17 protein-coding genes are annotated in these 16,849 nt (G+C 72.8%); 7 read left to right on the top strand and 10 right to left on the bottom strand.

The genetic code is table 11. From position 1 onward, the window contains the following. Positions 1–295: 295 nt before the first annotated feature. The 3 genes from J2S57_RS01340 to J2S57_RS01330 all read right to left on the bottom strand — a co-directional run bounded on the left by J2S57_RS01340 (position 296) and on the right by J2S57_RS01330 (position 3,346). Positions 296–1,522, bottom strand: coding sequence for an HRDC domain-containing protein (locus J2S57_RS01340; protein WP_307237217.1), 1,227 nt, complete (start codon positions 1,520–1,522; stop codon positions 296–298). A 524-nt stretch (positions 1,523–2,046) separates the two neighbouring features. Next, positions 2,047–2,529 carry a LuxR family transcriptional regulator gene (locus tag J2S57_RS01335; protein ID WP_408623505.1) on the bottom strand — a complete coding sequence of 161 codons (483 nt, stop codon included), beginning with the start codon at positions 2,527–2,529 and terminating at the stop codon, positions 2,047–2,049. A gap of 253 nt (positions 2,530–2,782) precedes the next feature. Beyond that, positions 2,783–3,346: a DUF3000 domain-containing protein gene (locus J2S57_RS01330; protein WP_307250981.1), complete on the bottom strand. Its 564-nt coding sequence runs from the start codon at positions 3,344–3,346 to the stop codon at positions 2,783–2,785. Between the two features lie 165 nt (positions 3,347–3,511). Between J2S57_RS01330 and hemE the strand changes: the two genes are divergently transcribed. From hemE to hemQ, 3 genes are all read left to right on the top strand, one after another. Then, entirely contained in the window at positions 3,512–4,591 is a 1,080-nt protein-coding gene (gene hemE, locus J2S57_RS01325; RefSeq protein ID WP_307237208.1) for a uroporphyrinogen decarboxylase, read from the top strand. Positions 4,592–4,764: 173 nt separating this feature from the next. Continuing rightward, on the top strand, positions 4,765–6,270 hold the full coding sequence (gene hemG / locus J2S57_RS01320) for a protoporphyrinogen oxidase (protein ID WP_307237204.1): 1,506 nt from the start codon (positions 4,765–4,767) through the stop codon (positions 6,268–6,270). Between the two features lie 17 nt (positions 6,271–6,287). After that, on the top strand, positions 6,288–7,007 hold the full coding sequence (hemQ, locus tag J2S57_RS01315; protein ID WP_307237201.1) for a hydrogen peroxide-dependent heme synthase: 720 nt from the start codon (positions 6,288–6,290) through the stop codon (positions 7,005–7,007). A 77-nt stretch (positions 7,008–7,084) separates the two neighbouring features. Here hemQ and J2S57_RS01310 read toward each other — a convergent pair whose 3' ends face one another. Genes J2S57_RS01310 through J2S57_RS01295 form a run of 4 tightly spaced genes read right to left on the bottom strand, consistent with a single transcriptional unit; the run spans position 7,085 to position 9,061 of the window. Continuing rightward, a complete protein-coding gene (locus J2S57_RS01310) occupies positions 7,085–7,549 on the bottom strand; it encodes a GNAT family N-acetyltransferase (RefSeq protein ID WP_307237198.1) in 465 nt (154 codons plus the stop codon). 45 nt (positions 7,550–7,594) lie between these two features. Then, positions 7,595–8,023, bottom strand: a complete 429-nt coding sequence (msrB, locus tag J2S57_RS01305) for a peptide-methionine (R)-S-oxide reductase MsrB (RefSeq protein WP_307237195.1) — start codon at positions 8,021–8,023, stop codon at positions 7,595–7,597. Between the two features lie 40 nt (positions 8,024–8,063). Continuing rightward, the gene (locus J2S57_RS01300) at positions 8,064–8,369 is read right to left on the bottom strand and encodes a hypothetical protein (protein WP_307237192.1); all 306 of its coding nucleotides are present in this window, start codon (positions 8,367–8,369) and stop codon (positions 8,064–8,066) included. Beyond that, a complete protein-coding gene (locus J2S57_RS01295) occupies positions 8,366–9,061 on the bottom strand; it encodes an AzlC family ABC transporter permease (protein ID WP_307237188.1) in 696 nt (231 codons plus the stop codon). The genes J2S57_RS01300 and J2S57_RS01295 overlap by 4 nt, the downstream gene beginning before the upstream one ends. Before the next feature lie 42 nt (positions 9,062–9,103). On the opposite strand from J2S57_RS01295, the gene J2S57_RS01290 reads away from it, so the two are divergent. Continuing rightward, a complete protein-coding gene (locus tag J2S57_RS01290; protein WP_307237185.1) occupies positions 9,104–9,682 on the top strand; it encodes a CGNR zinc finger domain-containing protein in 579 nt (192 codons plus the stop codon). A gap of 114 nt (positions 9,683–9,796) precedes the next feature. Next, a complete protein-coding gene (locus J2S57_RS01285) occupies positions 9,797–10,531 on the top strand; it encodes a hypothetical protein (RefSeq protein ID WP_307237182.1) in 735 nt (244 codons plus the stop codon). Between the two features lie 55 nt (positions 10,532–10,586). Here J2S57_RS01285 and J2S57_RS01280 read toward each other — a convergent pair whose 3' ends face one another. Next, complete coding sequence (locus J2S57_RS01280) at positions 10,587–11,081, bottom strand: hypothetical protein (RefSeq protein ID WP_307237179.1); 495 nt, start codon at positions 11,079–11,081, stop codon at positions 10,587–10,589. Between the two features lie 145 nt (positions 11,082–11,226). Here J2S57_RS01280 and J2S57_RS01275 point away from each other — a divergent pair, with 145 nt between their 5' ends. Further along, positions 11,227–12,522, top strand: coding sequence for an alpha/beta hydrolase (locus J2S57_RS01275; RefSeq protein ID WP_307237176.1), 1,296 nt, complete (start codon positions 11,227–11,229; stop codon positions 12,520–12,522). Positions 12,523–12,579: 57 nt separating this feature from the next. Here J2S57_RS01275 and J2S57_RS01270 read toward each other — a convergent pair whose 3' ends face one another. Together J2S57_RS01270 and J2S57_RS01265 are read right to left on the bottom strand one after the other, a co-directional pair. Beyond that, positions 12,580–13,365 carry a pyrimidine reductase family protein gene (locus tag J2S57_RS01270; RefSeq protein WP_307237173.1) on the bottom strand — a complete coding sequence of 262 codons (786 nt, stop codon included), beginning with the start codon at positions 13,363–13,365 and terminating at the stop codon, positions 12,580–12,582. Further along, positions 13,362–13,823: a SufE family protein gene (locus J2S57_RS01265; RefSeq protein WP_307237170.1), complete on the bottom strand. Its 462-nt coding sequence runs from the start codon at positions 13,821–13,823 to the stop codon at positions 13,362–13,364. The genes J2S57_RS01270 and J2S57_RS01265 overlap by 4 nt, the downstream gene beginning before the upstream one ends. Before the next feature lie 81 nt (positions 13,824–13,904). Between J2S57_RS01265 and J2S57_RS01260 the strand changes: the two genes are divergently transcribed. Continuing rightward, a complete protein-coding gene (locus tag J2S57_RS01260; RefSeq protein WP_442358339.1) occupies positions 13,905–16,757 on the top strand; it encodes a glycoside hydrolase family 2 TIM barrel-domain containing protein in 2,853 nt (950 codons plus the stop codon). Positions 16,758–16,849 lie beyond the last annotated feature (92 nt).

Here is a 16,849-nt window from a genome sequence, read left to right as displayed (position 1 = left end):
TGCCAGAGCCCCGCCGGCGTTGGCGTGTCCATCCGAATGCTACTCGTGAGTAACGCGCGGTGCGAAAGGTGTCGGTCACCAGTGGTGAAAGATTTTGCCCCGTCCGGGGACGACGTTACGCGCCGCCGGTGTGGTCCTCACCGCATTACCCGGCCCGGACGCGTCGCTCGGGCCGGCCAGGACGCGTCGATCGGGCAGGCCTTGACGCATGGGTCGGGCCGGCCAGGATGCATGGCCGCCCCGGTCCGGGCCGGAGGGGCCGGGCCGGGACGCACCGGTGACGACCTGCGAGGGCTCAGGCCTTGGGGTCGTCCTCGGACGGGTCCGGTGCCGGGGTCTGCAGGGTCTCGGCCAGGCGGTCGGCGATCAGGGTGATCTGCCAGGGGCGGGCTCCGGCGGCGGACAGCCGGGCCCGCACCGTTTCCGGCGTGATCTCGTCGGGCGGGGACCACGACAGGCGGCGCACCGTGTCGGGGGAGACCAGGTTCTCCACCGGCATGGTCAGCTCGGCGGCCAGTTCACCCATCGACGCCCGGGAGGCCGCCAGACGGGCGGCGGCGGCCGCGTCGCGCTCGGCCCAGACCCGCGGCGGGGGCGGGCCCTCGCTGGGCAGGTGCTGCGGCGGCAGGTCGGAGTCGGCGAAGGATCGGGCCCGGGCCACGGCCTCGGTCCACTGACGGGCGTAGCGGCGGGCGCCGCGTCCGTTGAAGGCGGGCAGGGCGATCAGGCCGCTCTGCGTGGTGGGCATGGCCAGGGCGGCCTCGATGATCGCGGCGTCGCCCAGCACCCGGCCGGGGGACAGGTCGCGCTGCCGGGCGATGGCGTCGCGGGTCTGCCACAGCTCCCGCACCGCGGCCAGGCGGCGGCGGTCGCGCACCCGGTGCATGCCGGACGTGCGGCGCCAGGGATCGACCCGGGGCGCGGGCGGCGGGGTGGCGGCGACCGCGGCGAACTCCTCGAGCGCCCAGTCGAGCTTGCCCTGCCGGGTCAGCTCGGCGGACACCGCTTCGCGCAGGTCGACCAGCACCTCCACGTCGAGCGCGGCGTACCGCAGCCAGGGCTCGGGCAGCGGGCGGGTGCTCCAGTCGACGGCCGAGTGCTCCTTGGCCAGGCTCAGCCCGAGCAGCTCCTCGACCATCGCGGCCAGGCCCACACGGGGGTAGCCGGCCAGGCGCGCGCCCAGCTCGGTGTCGAAGACGAGCGTCGGGATCAGCCCGACCTCGTGCAGGCAGGGAAGGTCTTGCGAGGCTGCGTGCAGCACCCACTCGGCGCCCGCGATCACGGCGTTCAGGCCGCTCAGGTCGGGCAGCGCGACCGGGTCGATGAGTGCGGTGCCGGCGCCTTCGCGACGCAGCTGCACCAAGAAGGCGCGCTGGCCGTAGCGGTGCCCGGAGGCCCGCTCGGCGTCGACCGCGACCGGGCCGGTGCCGGCCGCGAAGGCATCGATGACCTTCTCCAGGGTCGCGACGTCGCTGACCACCGGGGGAACTCCGTCGCGCGGCGCGTCGAGCCGTTCCAGCACGCGCTCGCCGTCGGGGCTACCGGCTGCGGGGACCGCAGGTCCTGCAGGGACTCCGTCCGGGGTCAAAGAATCGCTCCTCCCTTCGTCAATCGACACAAACCCCACCGTAGCCTGCCGCCTGCCGGTGTCGCTTGTTCTGCCCGGTGACGTGCAGTGTGCGATGCGACTCGGAAGTGACGGCGGGAACCGGATGAAGCCCTGCCATCAGGTTGTCAGGCCGAGGGCTCGACGTTGTCAGGGTGCCACCGATCGGCGTCCGTGTCCGGGGCAGCGCCGGGACGTTGCGAAGGCGTGACCCGGGTCACGCCTCGGCGAAGCCCGGCGTTGCTGGTCCCATATCACCCGATCCGCGCGCAGAAATCGAGCCCTTGGCTCAACCGATTTACTCCACCGCTCCCGCGCGGGAGGCGGATCGTGCGTGATCACGGACGAAAAGGCCCGGGCGCGTGCGCATCCGGCCGGTCCCCCGTGTGGCCGGGATCATGCCCGATCCTTCCGGCGAGGACGCGCGGAGCCCGGCCCGCTCAGGCGATGACGCCGGAGCGCAGCGAGGTCGCCACCATCTCCGCGCGGTCGCCGGTGCCCAGTTTGCGGGCGATCCGGGCCAGGTGGCTCTTCACGGTCAGCGCGGACAGTCCCAGGGCCACGCCGATGTCCTTGTTCGACTTGCCCTCGGCCACCAGCTGCAGCACCTGGATCTCGCGGGCCGACAGCGAGTCGACGCCCTCACCGCGGTCGGCGGACGGGCGGGGCATCCCGGTGCCCGCGGCCGAGACCACGTAGCAGCGGATCCCGGCCCCCACAGCGGCCCGCACGCTGTACGGGTCGTCACTGGTCGCGACCACCATGCCGCGCTGCCACCCGGCCTGACGCAGTTCCCGCACCAGCGCGATGCCCGAACCGTCGGGCAGGCCGGCCTCGGCCACCACCAGGTCGGCGATCCCGGCCGCGGCGCGCTGCCGGGCCTCCGCGACGGTGTTGATCTCCAGCACGTGCCGGGCACCCATGGCGCGCAGGGTGTGGGCCACGGTTTCGCGGACGGCGGGGCTGTTGACCACGACCATCGCGGCGAAGCGGCCCGGGCGTGGCACCGCAACTCCTGTTCGCTCCACCAGTGTGGTCACCTCAGCCTCCCAGGGATGTTTCGGCCAGGCTGATGTCAGCTGCCGGATTGATTGCTCCCCAAGAGGGTCGGCACCGCCCGGTGCCGACTTGAGAACCCGCGCGTAGGGGCGTCCAGAGCCCGTACGGATGAGGCCTTCAGCGCCTGCGCGGCAGCGCCGTGACCCCCGGCGCCAGCGGCGGCAGCCCGCCGACCGTGCACAGCAGCTCCGACCAGGCCGTGAGGTGCACCACCGCGTCGTTCACCGGCGTCCACGAGGCCCGCAGCTCGATGTCGACCGTGGGCGCCTGCCCGGCCAGCGCGCCGAACGACTCGGACACCACCCGGGTGATGGTGCCACCGGAGGCGACGTGGTCGGCCCCGGCCGCGGACAGCGACTCCTGCAGCCAGGCCCAGCCCACCTGCCCCATCAGCGGGTCGGTGGCCAGATCGCTCTCCAGCGCCGCCCGGATGAAACTCACCACGCGGTAGGTGCCTTCCCAGGGCTCCGGCGCCGACGGGTCGTGGAGCAGCACGAACCGCCCGGTGGCCAGGTCCTCGTCGTCCTCGGAGACCACGTCGGCGCTCAGCGCCAGCGCGAACGGGGCGATCCGCTGGGGGGCCGGGACCTCCTCCACGACCACCTCGGGCCGTAGCTTGGCGGAGCGCAACCGCGTCACCACGTCGAGGAAACCCTCGGGGGCGTCGTCGGACATCCTCATGGCAGGCACGTTCGCAGCGTACGGTGACGGATCGCCACTATCGGGGACGACGCGCCCAATCCCGGGGCCTGTCCCAGCCGTTTCGCGCACACGGTGTGACCGGTCTCCGAGGAACCGCACGCGGAGAGTGTGCGGGGCCCGCCCCTCACCTGAGAGGATCGCCAGGTGCCGACCGAGTACCCCGTAGCCACCCGTGATCCCCGCCTCCACGACGCACCGCTGCTGATCGCGGCCCGCGGTGAGCACCCGGAGGTGACCCCCGTCTGGTTCATGCGGCAGGCCGGCCGGTCGCTGCCGGAGTACCGCAAGGTGCGCGAGGGCATCGCGATGCTCGACAGCTGCCGCCGCCCGGACCTGGTCACCGAGATCACGCTGCAGCCGGTGCGCCGCTACGGGGTGGACGCCGCGATCTTCTTCTCCGACATCGTGGTCCCGCTCAAGGCCGTCGGCGTCGGGCTGGACATCAAGCCGGGCGTCGGGCCGGTGATCGAGCAGCCGTTCCGCACCCGCGCCGACCTCGACCGGATCCCCGAGCTGGACGCCGGCATGATCACCGACATCACCGAGTCGGTGAGGCTGCTCACCGCCGAGCTGGGGGCGACCCCGCTGATCGGCTTCGCCGGAGCGCCCTTCACCCTGGCCTCGTACCTGGTCGAGGGGGGCCCGAGCCGCGACCTGGGCAAGACCAAGGCCCTGATGTACTCCGACCCGCAGCTCTGGAACGACCTGCTGAACCGGCTGGCCCAGATCTCCGGCGAGTTCCTGCGGGTGCAGGTGGCCGCCGGGGCGAGCGCCGTGCAGCTCTTCGACTCCTGGGTGGGCGCCCTCCCGCTCGCCGACTACACGCGATTCGTGCGTCCGGCGTCCTCGAAGGTGCTGGCCGCCGTGCGCGATCTGGACCCCACCGTCCCCCGCATCCACTTCGGGGTGCAGACCGGTGAGCTGCTGCACGCCATGGGCGAGGCCGGCGCGGACGTGGTCGGCGTGGACTTCCGGGTGCCGCTCGACGAGGCCGTGACCCGGATCGGGCCGGGCCGGGCGGTGCAGGGAAACCTCGACCCGGCACTCCTTTTCGCCCCCCGCGACGTGCTGCGCCGGCGGGTGGGGGAGACCCTGACGGCCGGCCGGTTCGCCTCCGGCCACATCTTCAACCTGGGTCACGGGGTGCCGCCCGACACCGACCCGGACCAGGTCAAGTACGTGGTCGACGCCGTGCACGGCTGGAAATTCGCCGACTACCAGTAGGTCTCGTACCCGGTCGCGGGCTGTCCGGACACGTCTCGTAAGGTCGTCGGACAGAACGACGGACGTTCCGGTCCCCCGGAAGGGCCGTTCGGCCCTGGCCGGGTACACCCCCCGGCCGGGGAGGATCGTGGCATGAGGAAGGGTTCGCCGCACACGTGCCGGAGAGCGGCACGATGAGCGGCGGCGGGAAGGACGCCATGGAAGAGGCAGCCGCAGCGCGGCGGTTCGTCGTGATCGGCGGGGGCATCTCGGGGCTGGTGGCCGCCTGGCGGCTCGTGAACCAGCTGAGACCCGACCGCAGCCCGCGTGAACGCCCGGTCGAGGTGCTCGTGCTGGAGTCGTCGCCGTCCGTCGGGGGCAAGCTCGCCGTCGGTGAGGTCGGCGGGGTCACGGTGGACGTCGGTGCCGAGTCGATGCTCGCCCGCCGGCCCGAGGGCGTCGCCCTCCTCAAGGAACTCGGCCTCGACGACGACGTGGTGCACCCGCGGGCCGCGTCCGCGTCGGTGCTCTCCCGCGGCACCTTGTACGCCCTGCCCAAGGGCACCGTCATGGGCGTCCCGGTCGACCGCACCCGCCTGCGGGGCCTGGCCGGGATCCTCGACGAGGAAGAGGTCGCCCGGGTCGGCCAGGAGAGCCGCCGTGAGGTCCTGCGGGTCACCGAGGACATCGACGTGGCGTCCTGGGTGACGTGGCGCATGGGCCGGGCCGTCGTCGACCGGCTGGTCGAGCCGCTGCTCGGTGGTGTCTACGCGGGCAACGCCGACCGGTTGTCCCTTCGTGCCACCGTTCCGCAGCTGTGGCAGCGGGCCCGGGCCGGTCGTCCTCTGCTCGACCCCGCCGCCCAGCCCGAGGCCGCCGCCCCCCAGGGGCCGGTGTTCGCCGGTCTGCGTGGTGGTGTCGGTCGCCTGCCGCTGGTGCTGGCCCAGAAGATTGAGGACGCGGGGGGAGACGTCCGCACGGGCGTCACCGTTCGCGGGCTGACGCGCACCGAGCGCGGCTGGCGGATCGAGACCGGTACCCGTGACGCAGCGGCCACCGCACCCGGGTTCATCGACGCCGACGGCGTGATCCTGGCCGTTCCCGCCCCGGCCGCCGCGAAGCTGCTGGCCGCCGAGGTACCGGTCGCCGCCGCCGAGTTCGGGCAGGTCGAGACCGCGAGCGTGGCGGTGGTCGCCGCCGCGATCGGGCGCGAGCAGCTCGACGGGCTCACCGGCACCGGCCTGCTGATCCCGCCGGTGGAGCGGCGGGTGATCAAGGCCGCGACCTTCTCCTCGAACAAGTGGAAGTGGGTCAGCGACGAGACGCGCGAGGACAACCTGGTCGTGCGGCTCTCGCTGGGACGCGCCCGCGAGGAGACGGTTCTGCAGCGCGACGACGCCGAGCTGTCCGACCTGGCGGTCGCCGAACTGCGTGACGTGCTGCGCCGCGAGGTCACTCCGGTCGCCACGAGAGTGGTGCGCTGGGGCGGCGCGCTGCCGCAGTACGAGGTCGGGCACCTGGACCGGGTGCACCGGATCCGCGAAGCTGTCGCCGGGGTTCCCGGCCTGGCGGTCTGCGGTGCGGTGTTCGACGGCGTGGGCATCCCGGCCTGCATTGCCGCAGCGGATCGCGCCGTCCACGACCTGGACGCCGGCCTGCGGATCGATCTGCGCACCCTGGTCAACGGGCCACGGGGCTGACACGAGAGAATTGAAGAATGAGCCAGACTGAAACTGAAGCGCACGCTCACCCCGACGCCGAGAAGATCAACGACACCATCCGCTACACGATGTGGTCGGTCTTCGCCGCGAACCGGCTCCCCGGTGAGCCGGGCGACCGCGACGAGCTGAAGGCCGGGGCCGAGGCCTTCTTCGCCGGGCTCGAGGCCAAGGGCGTCGTGGTGCGCGGCATCTACGACCTGTCCGGCATGCGCGCCGACGCCGACATCATGGTGTGGTGGCACGCCGAGGACGTCACGGTTCTCCAGGCCGCGTACAAGGACCTCCTGCGCACCGAGCTGGGCTCGTACCTGGAGGGGGTCTGGTCGAACGTCGGCCTGCACCGCCCGGCCGAGTTCAACCGCGGTCACGTGCCGGCGTTCATGTCGGGGGAGGACGCGAAGCCGTTCATCTGCGTGTACCCGTTCGTGCGCAGTTACGAGTGGTACATCCTGCCCGAGGCCGAGCGCCGGGACATGCTGATCGAGCACGGCAAGGCCGCCCGGGGCTACGCCGACGTGCGGGCCAACACGGTGGCGTCGTTCGCGCTCGGCGACTACGAGTGGCTGCTCGCGTTCGAGGCCGACGAGCTCCACCGCATCGTCGACCTCATGCGTGACCTGCGGGCCACCGACGCGCGCAAGCACGTGCGCGAGGAGATCCCGTTCTTCACCGGCCTGAAGATGAGCATCGGCGACATCGTCACCGCCCTGCCGTGAGACACCGGACCCGGCCTGGGCGCAGAGCGCTCAGGCCCGGTCCGCTCCCGGCCCGGTCCGCTCCCGGCCCGGTGCGCTCAGGCCTGGTTCGCCCGGGCCTGGTTCGCGGCCGGTCTGCGCATCGGCACGTGCGGGATGCCGTCCTCGATGTACTCCGGGCCGTCGGCCTCGAAGCCGAAGCGGGCGTACCACCCCGTGAGGTGGGCCTGGGCGTCGAGAACCGCCGGGCCCGGCCAGTTCTCGAGCGACGCCGAGACCAGCCGCCCGGCCAGGGAACGGCCCCGGGCGTCGGCGCGGGTGAGGACCCGGCCGATGCGCAGCGCCCCGTCCGGATCCTTCAGCAGCCGCAGGTAGGCGGTGGGGCCGGACGCGTCCTCGAACCAGACGTGCTCCGCGCCCGGCTCCAGGTCACGCCCGTCGAGCTCGGGGTAGGGGCACTCCTGCTCGACCACGAACACGTCCACCCGCAGCCGCATCAGGGCGTAGGCGGTGAGGGGGTCGAGGTCGAGCCAGGTCTGGCGGTGCAGCACGTCGGTGGTCACGCCCGGATGCTGCCACCCGGGCGCTCCCTTCGACGAATCCGCGGGTCAGCCCTGCGCGGGCTCCCGCCTGATGCTGATCGAGTTGATGCAGTACCGCTTGTCGGTCGGGGTGGCGAAGCCCTCGCCCTCGAACACGTGGCCCAGGTGCGAGCCGCAGTTCAGGCAGCGCACCTCGGTGCGCACCGCACCGAGCGAGCGGTCTTCGATGTACTCCACCTTGCCCTCGGCGGCGGGGGCGAAGAACGACGGCCAGCCGCAGTTGCTGTCGAACTTCTCGGTGCTGCGGAAGAGTTCCGTGCCGCACGCGCGGCAGGAGTAGACGCCCTCGGTGTGGTCGTCCCAGTACTCGCCCGTGAACGCGCGCTCCGTACCGGCCTCGCGCAGCACGTGGAACTCCTCCGCGCTGAGCTTCTGCCGCCACTCGTCGTTGGTGAGCTGCAGCGGGTAGATGCGGTTCGTGCTGTTGGTTGCCATGACCACCTCAACAAGGTCGTGCGCCGGGTCGTTCCCCACCTTAGACGGCATGCCGCACGGCGATCGTCACAGTCACCGCCACCGCCAGGCACAGCAGATGCGGGCGCCCGAGGGCCACCCGCAGCAGCAGGGCGGCGCCGAGCCCGGGCAGCAGCGTCCAGTCGGCGGACTCCCACCGCGCACCGGTCAGGTCGACCGTGAGCAGGCCGGCCAGCAGCACCACCGGCAGGGCGGTCACCAGCGCCTCGACCCGCGGCGGGAAGGCCCGGTCGCCCAGCAGGGCCGGGCCGGCGGCCTTGAACAGCACGTTGATCACGGCGAGGGTGACGACGGCGGTGAGGATCATCGGGCCCGCACCGGCCCGGGCGCCACCCGGCCGGGTGCCACCAGGCCGGGGACGGCCGCCAGGGCCGCGACCAGCAGGGCCACCCCCGGCGGCACGACCAGGCAGGCGGCCCCGGCGAGCACCGCGGCCAGCGCGGCGAGCGGGATCGTCGCGGGTCTCTGGCGCAGCGCGTCGAGCAGCAGCAGGGCGAAGAACCCGGGAAAGATCACGTCGAGCCCCCAGGCGCGGGCGAAGTCGGCCGACGGCACCAGCAGCGCCCCGCACGCCGTGCCCACCACCCAGGCGGGCCACTGCACGAGCGTCGCGCCGAACAGTTTCTCCCGGTCGAGCGTGCCGTCGTCGCGCTGGGCGGCGACCCACGACCCGTCGACGACGGCCTGCCCCTCGAGCCCGCGACGCAGCCGCCCACCGCGCAGGTGGCGGGCCGTCGCCGCGCCCATCGGCACGAACCGCAGGTTGATCAGCGTCGCCCCGGCCACCGCCGTCAGGACGCCGCCCCCACCGGCCAGGGCCGTGGCCAGCGCGAACTGCGCCGAGCCGGAGAACGTCACGGCCGAGGCCAGCACCGTGAGCCAGACCGGCCAGCCGTGCAGCACCGCGAACGCCCCGAAGCTCATGGCCAGGGCGAACGACCCGGTCGCGAGCCCGGCCCCGACCAGCAGGCCCCCGCGCCACCCCTCCCGCTCATCCATGTCACATGGTCTATCGCGATTTAGGGCATGTAGCATCTGGGCATGGATCGTGACGGGGCCTGGTCGCTGATCGGCGGGCACCCTGCGCTCGACCTGGTGAACACGGTGTCCTGGCGGCTCGACCCGCAGCGGCGGGCCGACCGGATCGCCTCTCCCGAGGGGTTCGCGGGGTGGCTGGCGGTGATGGCGGACGTTCCGGAGACACCGCTCCCGGCCGCCGGTCCCGGGTGGGTCGGCGAGCTGCGGGACGCGCTCGGTGACGTCCTCGACGCCCACGTCGAGGAACGGGAACTGCCGCGCCCGGCGCTCGAGGTGGTGCTCGGCGCCTGGAGATCCGCGATCGCGCAGGCCGGTACCGGTTCGGGCACCCGGCTCCCGCTCACCGTGACGATCGAGCCGTCCTCGCCCCGGCGCGTCCCCCATCGGCTCGCTTTCTCGGCCGGCGACCTGCTGTTCTCGGACGCCGTGCGCCGGGTGCGCCGCTGCGAGGGGCCGGGGTGCGGCTGGTTCTTCCTCGACACCACGCGCAACCACAGCCGCCGCTGGTGCGACCCGGCCGACTGCGGCAACCGGGTGCGGGTGCGGGCCTACGCCGGGCGGCGGCGCTCGCGGGCAGGGTAGTGGAGGTCGTCGCGCGGGGCGGCGGGAGTGCGTTCTCGAGTTTCGGGGTCACCCGTTCGGCCGTACGTTGACCAGGAGTCGCCGAAACTCACCGGAATCGGGGAGATGACACCCATGACCAGCGATGCGAGTACCCCACGGCCTGTCGACGCCCCCACGGACCGCCCGGGCACTGACTCTCTCCAGCAGCCGGTCAAGGGAGCGCCCGTCGACCACCCGCTGCACGAGGAAGTGCCGCCGGCCGCGGTGACGGGCCCGGCCGGAACCAGCGCCACCGCCGAGACCGCCTACACCGAGACCCGTTACGCCGAGCCCGGTTACCGTGACCCGGGTTACGGCCAGCCGGCGGCGGCCGCCCCGGCCCCGCCGATGCCCACCACCCGCACCGCCACCGTCTCCTCGCCCGGGCGACTCGGTTTCGGCATCGGGGTGCTGGTTCTCGGTGTGCTGCTGGGAGTCTCGGACCAGCAGGCCGACGGCACCAGCATGCTGCTGCGTGTCCCGGCCCTGATCGCGGCCCTGATCATGGTGGCGCAGGGCATCCAGCTGGTTCTGCGCGGCCTGCCGCGCGAGACCGAGGTCGAAGTGGTCGAGGTGGTGGACGACAGCGACCCGGCGCATCCGCACACCACCGTGCGACCGCGTCCGTGGGCCGCCGGGATGGCCGCCTTCCGCACCGACCCGGGATCGCTCGGCCTGCCGGTCGTGGTGATCTTCCTGGCGGTCTGGCTGGGCCTGGCCGACCTGCGGGTGACCGACGCGCCGGAGTCGTTCAGCAGCCTGTCGATGGTCTCGGCGTTCGTGCTGTTCGCGCTCGGCTGGACGCTGATCCCGCCGCGCCAGCAGTAGGTTTCACGAACGAGGGGGCCTCACCCAGCTGGGTGGGGCCCCTCGTTCGTGTGCTTCAGCCGAGGAAACTGCTGCCCGCGTACACGTGCAGCACGGGCACCCCGAGCGCCTCGCGCGCCCGGGAGGCCCAGTCGGTGTGGAACGTGTCCTCGACCGCGTGCGGCCTGGTCACCACGATGACCTCACGGGTGGACGCGTCGGAGCCCACCTTCTTCTGCAGCACGTCGACCGGGTCGCCCTCGACGACCTCACCGGTGGCGGTGAAGCCGGCCCGGGTGAAGGCGGCCAGGGAGAGCGCCAGGTCGTCGGCGGCCTCGGTGCGGCTCGGCTCGTCGTCGCCGCGCACGGCCTCCAGGGCCTCCCGCAGCTGGAACAGGCTGAGGTGGTCGAGCACGTCGGCGAGCAGGTTGCGCTCCACGTCGGCCGGGACCATCAGGTGGTAACCCGGACGGTCGTCCGGGTCTCCGGCGTGCACCGAGGTGAGCCGTACGGCGTCCTCGTCGCTCAGCGCGACTTCGGTCAGGACCAGGATCGAGGATGTGTCGGTCACGGCATTCACCCTAGAGCCTGGCCCGATCTTGTGCTCGCGCGCCGGCCTCCCCGGGCGGCGCCGGGCGGGCACCGGGGCGCCCGGCATCGCCGCCCGGCGGGTAGGTCGGCAGAATTGGGGTCATGAGCGTTGCTGGAGGAGCTCGATGAGCCCGCGGGGTGGGCAGCCGGTGCCCGACGGGGTACGGCGACTGGTGCTCGCGGCCGCGGTGGCGGGGGCCTCGTCGGCCGTGGCGGCGGGGGTGGCCGCGGCGACGGCCGCCACCGTGTTCGCCCGGCGGGTGGTCACACCCGACGCCAACAGACCGGAGAACGTCGAGATCGTCGCGGTGTCCGCCGGTATGGTCACGTTGCGCGCCGACGCCGACACCACGATGCCGGGCCGCTACGGGCTCTGGCAGGACGGCGTCCGCACCCACGTGCGGGTGGGGGAGGTGTCGCGCTACGACACCGCGGCCGGCACGGTCGAGCGGCCGGTGATCGGGATCGACGCCGGGCAGCTGCGTCCCGGCCGCGCCCGCCTGAACCAGTACTACTACGCCGGCGACCCGTTCACCGCGCTGGGCCTGCCGTTCGCCGACATCACGATCGAGGGCGACTCGGTGCTGCACGGCTGGGTGGTGCCGGGGGCCGAGCTGAACTCGTCCGAGCACGTCGGGGCCACCGTCACCGCGGTGGCGGGGGCCCGGGTGAAGGTGGCGCGCAGCCGCCGCGCCGATCTGTCGGCCCTGCCTCCCACCGGCGGCACCTGGGCGATCCTGGTGCACGGCCGCGGGGCCACGCGCGAGGAGTGCCTGCGGGCGATCCCGGTGCTGCACCGGCTGGGCGTCACGTCGCTGGTCGCCGGGTACCGCACCACCGCCGGGCTGCCGCTGCTCACGCCGCAGTCCTCGCCCCGCTACCACCTGGGCGACACCGAGTGGCGGGACGTGGAGGCGGCCATCGTCTACGCGGCCGAGCACGGGGCGCAGGAGGTCGTGCTGTTCGGCTGGTCGATGGGCGGCGCGATCGTGATGCAGACCGTGGCCCGCTCGTGGACGGCCGACCGGGTCAAGGGCATCGTGCTCGACGCCCCGGTGATGGACTGGCGCGACACCCTCGCCCACCAGGCCCGGATGAACAAGATCCCGCCCGCCGTGGGCAAACTCGGGCAGACCGTGCTGTCGCACCGCTCGGTGTGGCGGCTGGCCGGCACCGAGGCCCCGGTCGACCTCGACCGGCTCGACTGGGTCACCCGCGCGTCCGAGGTGAAGCACCCGATCCTGCTGATCCACAGCCGCGACGACGAGTACGTGCCGTCCGGGCCCTCGGAGAAGTTCGCCGCGGCCCGGCCCGACCTCGCCACCTACGTGAACATCGAGGGCGCACGGCACTGCAAGGAGTGGAACGTCGACCAGACCACCTGGGAGTCGGCGGTCGCCCGGTTCCTGCTGCGTCTCTAGAGCCGAACGGTGGACGTCGTGGTCACCGCGACCACGACGTCCGCCCTTGTCCCGGACTCAGTTGTTGGGCACGTGCTGCACCAGCCAGCGGCCGAGCAGCACGTCCTCGGCCGCGATCAGATGGGCCGGACGGGCGTTCACGCGGGCGTCGGGACCCACCGCGATGCGCGGCCCCTGGCCCCCGACCAGCAGCGGGGCCCAGGTCAGGCACAGTTCGTCGACCCGGCCGGCGGCCAGCGCCTGGCCGAGCAGCGACGGTCCGCCCTCGAGCAGCACCCGGCGGAAACCCCGGGCGGCGAGCACCCTCACCGCGTCGTCGAGGTCCACGTCGTCGTCACCGGCCACGATCACCTGACCCGCGCCGGCCAGGTCGCGCAGCCGGTGCAGGTCGGCCTTCGCGGTGGTGACCACGAAGGTGGGGGAGGGACCCTCGAAGATCCCGTTGCCGGTCGGCACGTGACCGCTGCGGGTGACCACGGCCAGCGCCGGTGCGGGCAGCTGCCCCCGGCCCCGGCGGCGCTCGGTGAACGCCGGATCGACCCTGGGAGCCCCGTACCCCTCGGCCCGCACGGTGCCCGCCCCGACCAGCACCACGTCCGAAAGCCCGCGCAGCACGCCGAAGGTGGCCCGGTCGACGGACCCGCCGAGCGAACCCGACACGCCGTCGGCGCCGCTGGCCGAACCGTCGAGCGTGCTCACCATGTTGGCCCGCACCCAGCCCCGCGCGGGCACCGGCTCGGGGTAGGCGTACAGGTCGGCGAGGGCCTGGACGGTGGGCTCGGGATCGGTGGTCAGGTTGCCCACCTCGGCCCGGCCCGGCAGCAGGAGCTGCAGCACGGTCACGCGGCCGTGCCCTCCCTCACCTGACGCTTGATGCGAGCCAGCATCCCGGCCATGCCGCGCAGGCGCAGCGGGCTCACGGCCTCGGCCAGCCCCAGGCGCTGGGGCACGTCGTCGGGCACGTCGAGCACCTGCTGGGCGGTCAGGCCCTTCAGCCCGGTGGCCAGGATGCTCGCGAAGCCCCGGGTGGTGGGCGCCTCGGCCGGGGCGTCGAAGTAGATCCGTGCTTCGTCGGCCAGCGTCGACCCGGTCTCGACCTTCACGAACACCGGGGACTGGCACTCGGTGACAGCTTCCATGCCGGTGTGGTCGCCCGCCAGCTCGGGGGGCAGCGCGGGCAGCTCCCGGCTGAACTCCAGCAGCAGCTGGAGCCGGTCCTTCAGGGCCAGCGCGTGGAAGTCGTCGACGATCTCGGCGAAGGAGGGGGGCAGCGCGCTGCCTGTGCTGGAGTTCTCGGCCACGGTGCCGATCCTGTCATGCTGTGTGTCTTCTCGCGTACCCCGGTCGTTACGGTGGGCGCGTGCTTCTGGGACTCTGGCGGCATGAACATCGCCCGGAAGGGGCCCGGCGCCGGAGCCCGGTCCCCTCGCGCCCGACTCCAGTCCTCCGCCCCTCGTCAGAGCCTGAACGGAACCTGGCGGTTCCGTGTGTCCCGAGGCCTCACGGTGGCCCCGGCGGACGGATGGACCGACGACGACCTCTCGTGGGCGCCGGTGGACGCGTGGAGCGACATCCCGGTCCCCGCCCACTGGGTGCTCGAGGGCCACGGAAAACCCGCCTACACCAACACCCGTTTCCCGTTCGCGATCGACGTGCCCAACCCGCCGGACGAGAACCCGATCGGTGACTACCGCCTGATCTTCGACGCCACGCCCGAGCTCACCGCCGGTGCCGTGCTGCGGTTCGACGGCATCGAGTCGGCCGCCGAGGTCCACCTCAACGGCCGGCTGCTCGGCGAGACCCGGGGCAGCCGCCTCACCCACGAGTTCGACGTGAGCGGCACCCTGCGCGAGAGCGGCAACGTGCTCGCCGTGCGCGTGGCCCAGTTCTCCGACGCCAGCTACCTCGAAGACCAGGACATGTGGTGGATGCCCGGCATCTTCCGCGACGTCGAGCTGGTCGCGACGCCCGCCGACGGCATCTGGGACGCGTTCGCGGTCACCGACTACGAGGCGCTCGACGGCACCGGCACGCTGGATCTCTTCGTGGAGGCCGGGTCGCCCGTCCAGCTGCGGATCCCCGAGCTCGGCATCGACCTGGACGCCTCCGACGGCGGCGTCATCGGCGTCGGTGAGGTCGAGCCCTGGTCGGCCGAGAACCCGCGGCTGTACGAGGCGGTGCTCGTCAGCGCGGGCGAGACCGTCACCCTGCGCCTGGGCTTCCGCCGCATCGAGGTGCGCGACAGCGTGCTGCTCGTCAACGGTGAGCCGATCCAGTTCCGTGGCGTCAACCGTCACGAGCACGACCCGGAGAAGGGCCGCGTGGCCTCCCCGGAGCGCATGAAGCAGGACCTGCTGCTGATGAAGCAGCACAACGTCAACGCGGTGCGCACCTCGCACTACCCGCCGCACCCCGGCTTCCTCGACCTCACCGACGAGCTCGGCCTCTACGTCGTGCTCGAATGTGACCTGGAGACCCACGGTTTCGAGGAGATCGGCTGGAAGGGCAACCCCAGCGCCGACCCGGAGTGGCGCGGCGCCTACCTCGACCGCATGCAGCGCACCGTGCACCGCGACAAGAACCACGCCAGCGTGGTCATCTGGTCGCTGGGCAACGAGGCCGGCACCGGCACCAACCTCGAGGCGATGGCCGCCTGGACCCGCGGCTTCGACCCCTCGCGGCTCATCCACTACGAAGGTGACTGGGCCAGCACCTACGTCGACGTGTACTCGCGCATGTACGCGGGTTTCGAGGAGGTGCGCCGGATCGGCGAGGAGGTGCTCACCCCCGCGCCGTTCGACGCCACCGCCGCCCAGATCCACCGGCGCTCGCTGCCGTTCATGCAGTGCGAGTACGCGCACGCCATGGGCAACGGCCCGGGCGGGCTGCAGGAGTACCAGGAGCTGTTCGACACCTACCCGCGTCTGGCGGGCGGTTTCATCTGGGAGTGGATCGAGCACGGTCTCTCGCTGCCCGGCGGCGGTTACGCCTACGGCGGTGACTTCGGTGAGGACGTGCACGACAGCAACTTCGTCATCGACGGGCTGGTCGGCCCGAACCGTGAGGTGCGGCCGGGGCTGGTCGCGCTCGCGCACTGGTACACGCCGGCCCGCATCACCGTGCTCGACGACGCCGTCCGCATCGAGAACCGCTACGCCTTCGCCGATCTCAGCGGGCTGACGTTCACCTGGTCGGCCTCTCCGGATGTCTCCGGCGAGCTCAAGGTCGGTGACGTGGCCGCCGGCGAGGTGGTCGTGGTGCCGTTCCCCGACGACCTGGCGAACCTCGACCTGCCCGAGATCGTCACCGTGACGGCCGCTCTCGCGGCGGACACCGCCTGGGCGCCGGCCGGTCACGTGGTCGGCCGCGGCGAGCGGGTCTGGCTGGAGCTGCCCGACGCCCCGGAGGAGACCTCGGCGCCGTCGGTGGGGTCCTTCGACCCGGTGTCCCTGAAGCTGCTCTCGCTGGGCTCTCTTTCGCTGGAAGGGCCGGAGGTCGGTGTCTGGCGGGCCCCGACCGACAACGACCGCTACCCGGGCTGGGACGAGCGGGACCTCCCGCCGTACGCCGAGCGCTGGCACGTGGCCGGTCTCGACCGCACCCGTACCCGCGTGGTGTCGTCGTCGCTCGACGAAGACGCGCTGCGGGTCTCCACCCGCACCGCCCCGGCCGGGCGGGACTTCTCGGTCGACGGCGAGTTCGTCTGGCGCCGGGTCTCGGACTCGGCGCTCACGGTCGACGTCACGCTCACCCCGGGCGGCACCTGGCCGGTCGAATGGGCGCGACTCGGGCTGGACTTCGTCATCGACGCGGCGCCCGAGGGCCTGGCCTGGCTGGGCCAGGGCCCGGGTCCGTCGTACCCCGACCTCGCGGCCGGCACGTTCGCGGGCCGGCACCAGGTCGGCGCCGACGAGCTGTACACGCCGCACGTGAAGCCGCAGGAGAGCGGGGCCCGGGCGGGTGTCCGTGAGGCCACGGTCTCGACGGCCGCCGGTGCTCTCAAGGTGACGGTGCTGTCGGTGGACGACGTCGCGGTCACCGTGTCGCCGTGGTCGCGTCAGGCGCTCGCCACGACCGGCCACCACCACGAGCTGGAGGCCGACGGGCGCACCCACGTCTCGATCGACCTGTTCCAGAGCGGGGTCGGCACGGCCACCTGCGGGCCGGGCGTGCTGCCGCGCTACCGTCTCGCCGCGAAGCCGGGCCGGGTGACCCTGCTGCTCGAGGCCGTCTGAAACCGGTTGCCGCCGTGCCGGTTCGTCTGGCACGGTGGCACCGAGGCCTGGCCGGGACATCCTTCGTGAACCTTCGGGTTCTTCTTCTGGTG

The sequence above is a fragment of the Kineosporia succinea genome (genome assembly GCF_030811555.1).
Classification (GTDB): domain Bacteria; phylum Actinomycetota; class Actinomycetes; order Actinomycetales; family Kineosporiaceae; genus Kineosporia; species Kineosporia succinea.
Note: the sequence above shows the minus strand (reverse complement) of the source record. Positions and strands in the feature narration are given on the sequence as shown.

Coding starts and splice junctions, on each gene's coding strand:
- J2S57_RS01260 (WP_442358339.1), top strand. CDS start 13,905: ATGAACATCGCCCGGAAGGGGCCCGGCGCCGGAGCCCGGTCCCCTCGC.
- msrB (WP_307237195.1), bottom strand. CDS start 8,023: ATGGCAACCAACAGCACGAACCGCATCTACCCGCTGCAGCTCACCAAC.
- J2S57_RS01335 (WP_408623505.1), bottom strand. CDS start 2,529: ATGGGTGCCCGGCACGTGCTGGAGATCAACACCGTCGCGGAGGCCCGG.
- J2S57_RS01285 (WP_307237182.1), top strand. CDS start 9,797: ATGACCAGCGATGCGAGTACCCCACGGCCTGTCGACGCCCCCACGGAC.
- hemQ (WP_307237201.1), top strand. CDS start 6,288: ATGAGCCAGACTGAAACTGAAGCGCACGCTCACCCCGACGCCGAGAAG.
- J2S57_RS01300 (WP_307237192.1), bottom strand. CDS start 8,369: ATGATCCTCACCGCCGTCGTCACCCTCGCCGTGATCAACGTGCTGTTC.
- J2S57_RS01330 (WP_307250981.1), bottom strand. CDS start 3,346: ATGAGGATGTCCGACGACGCCCCCGAGGGTTTCCTCGACGTGGTGACG.
- hemG (WP_307237204.1), top strand. CDS start 4,765: ATGAGCGGCGGCGGGAAGGACGCCATGGAAGAGGCAGCCGCAGCGCGG.
- J2S57_RS01295 (WP_307237188.1), bottom strand. CDS start 9,061: ATGGATGAGCGGGAGGGGTGGCGCGGGGGCCTGCTGGTCGGGGCCGGG.
- J2S57_RS01290 (WP_307237185.1), top strand. CDS start 9,104: ATGGATCGTGACGGGGCCTGGTCGCTGATCGGCGGGCACCCTGCGCTC.
- J2S57_RS01275 (WP_307237176.1), top strand. CDS start 11,227: ATGAGCCCGCGGGGTGGGCAGCCGGTGCCCGACGGGGTACGGCGACTG.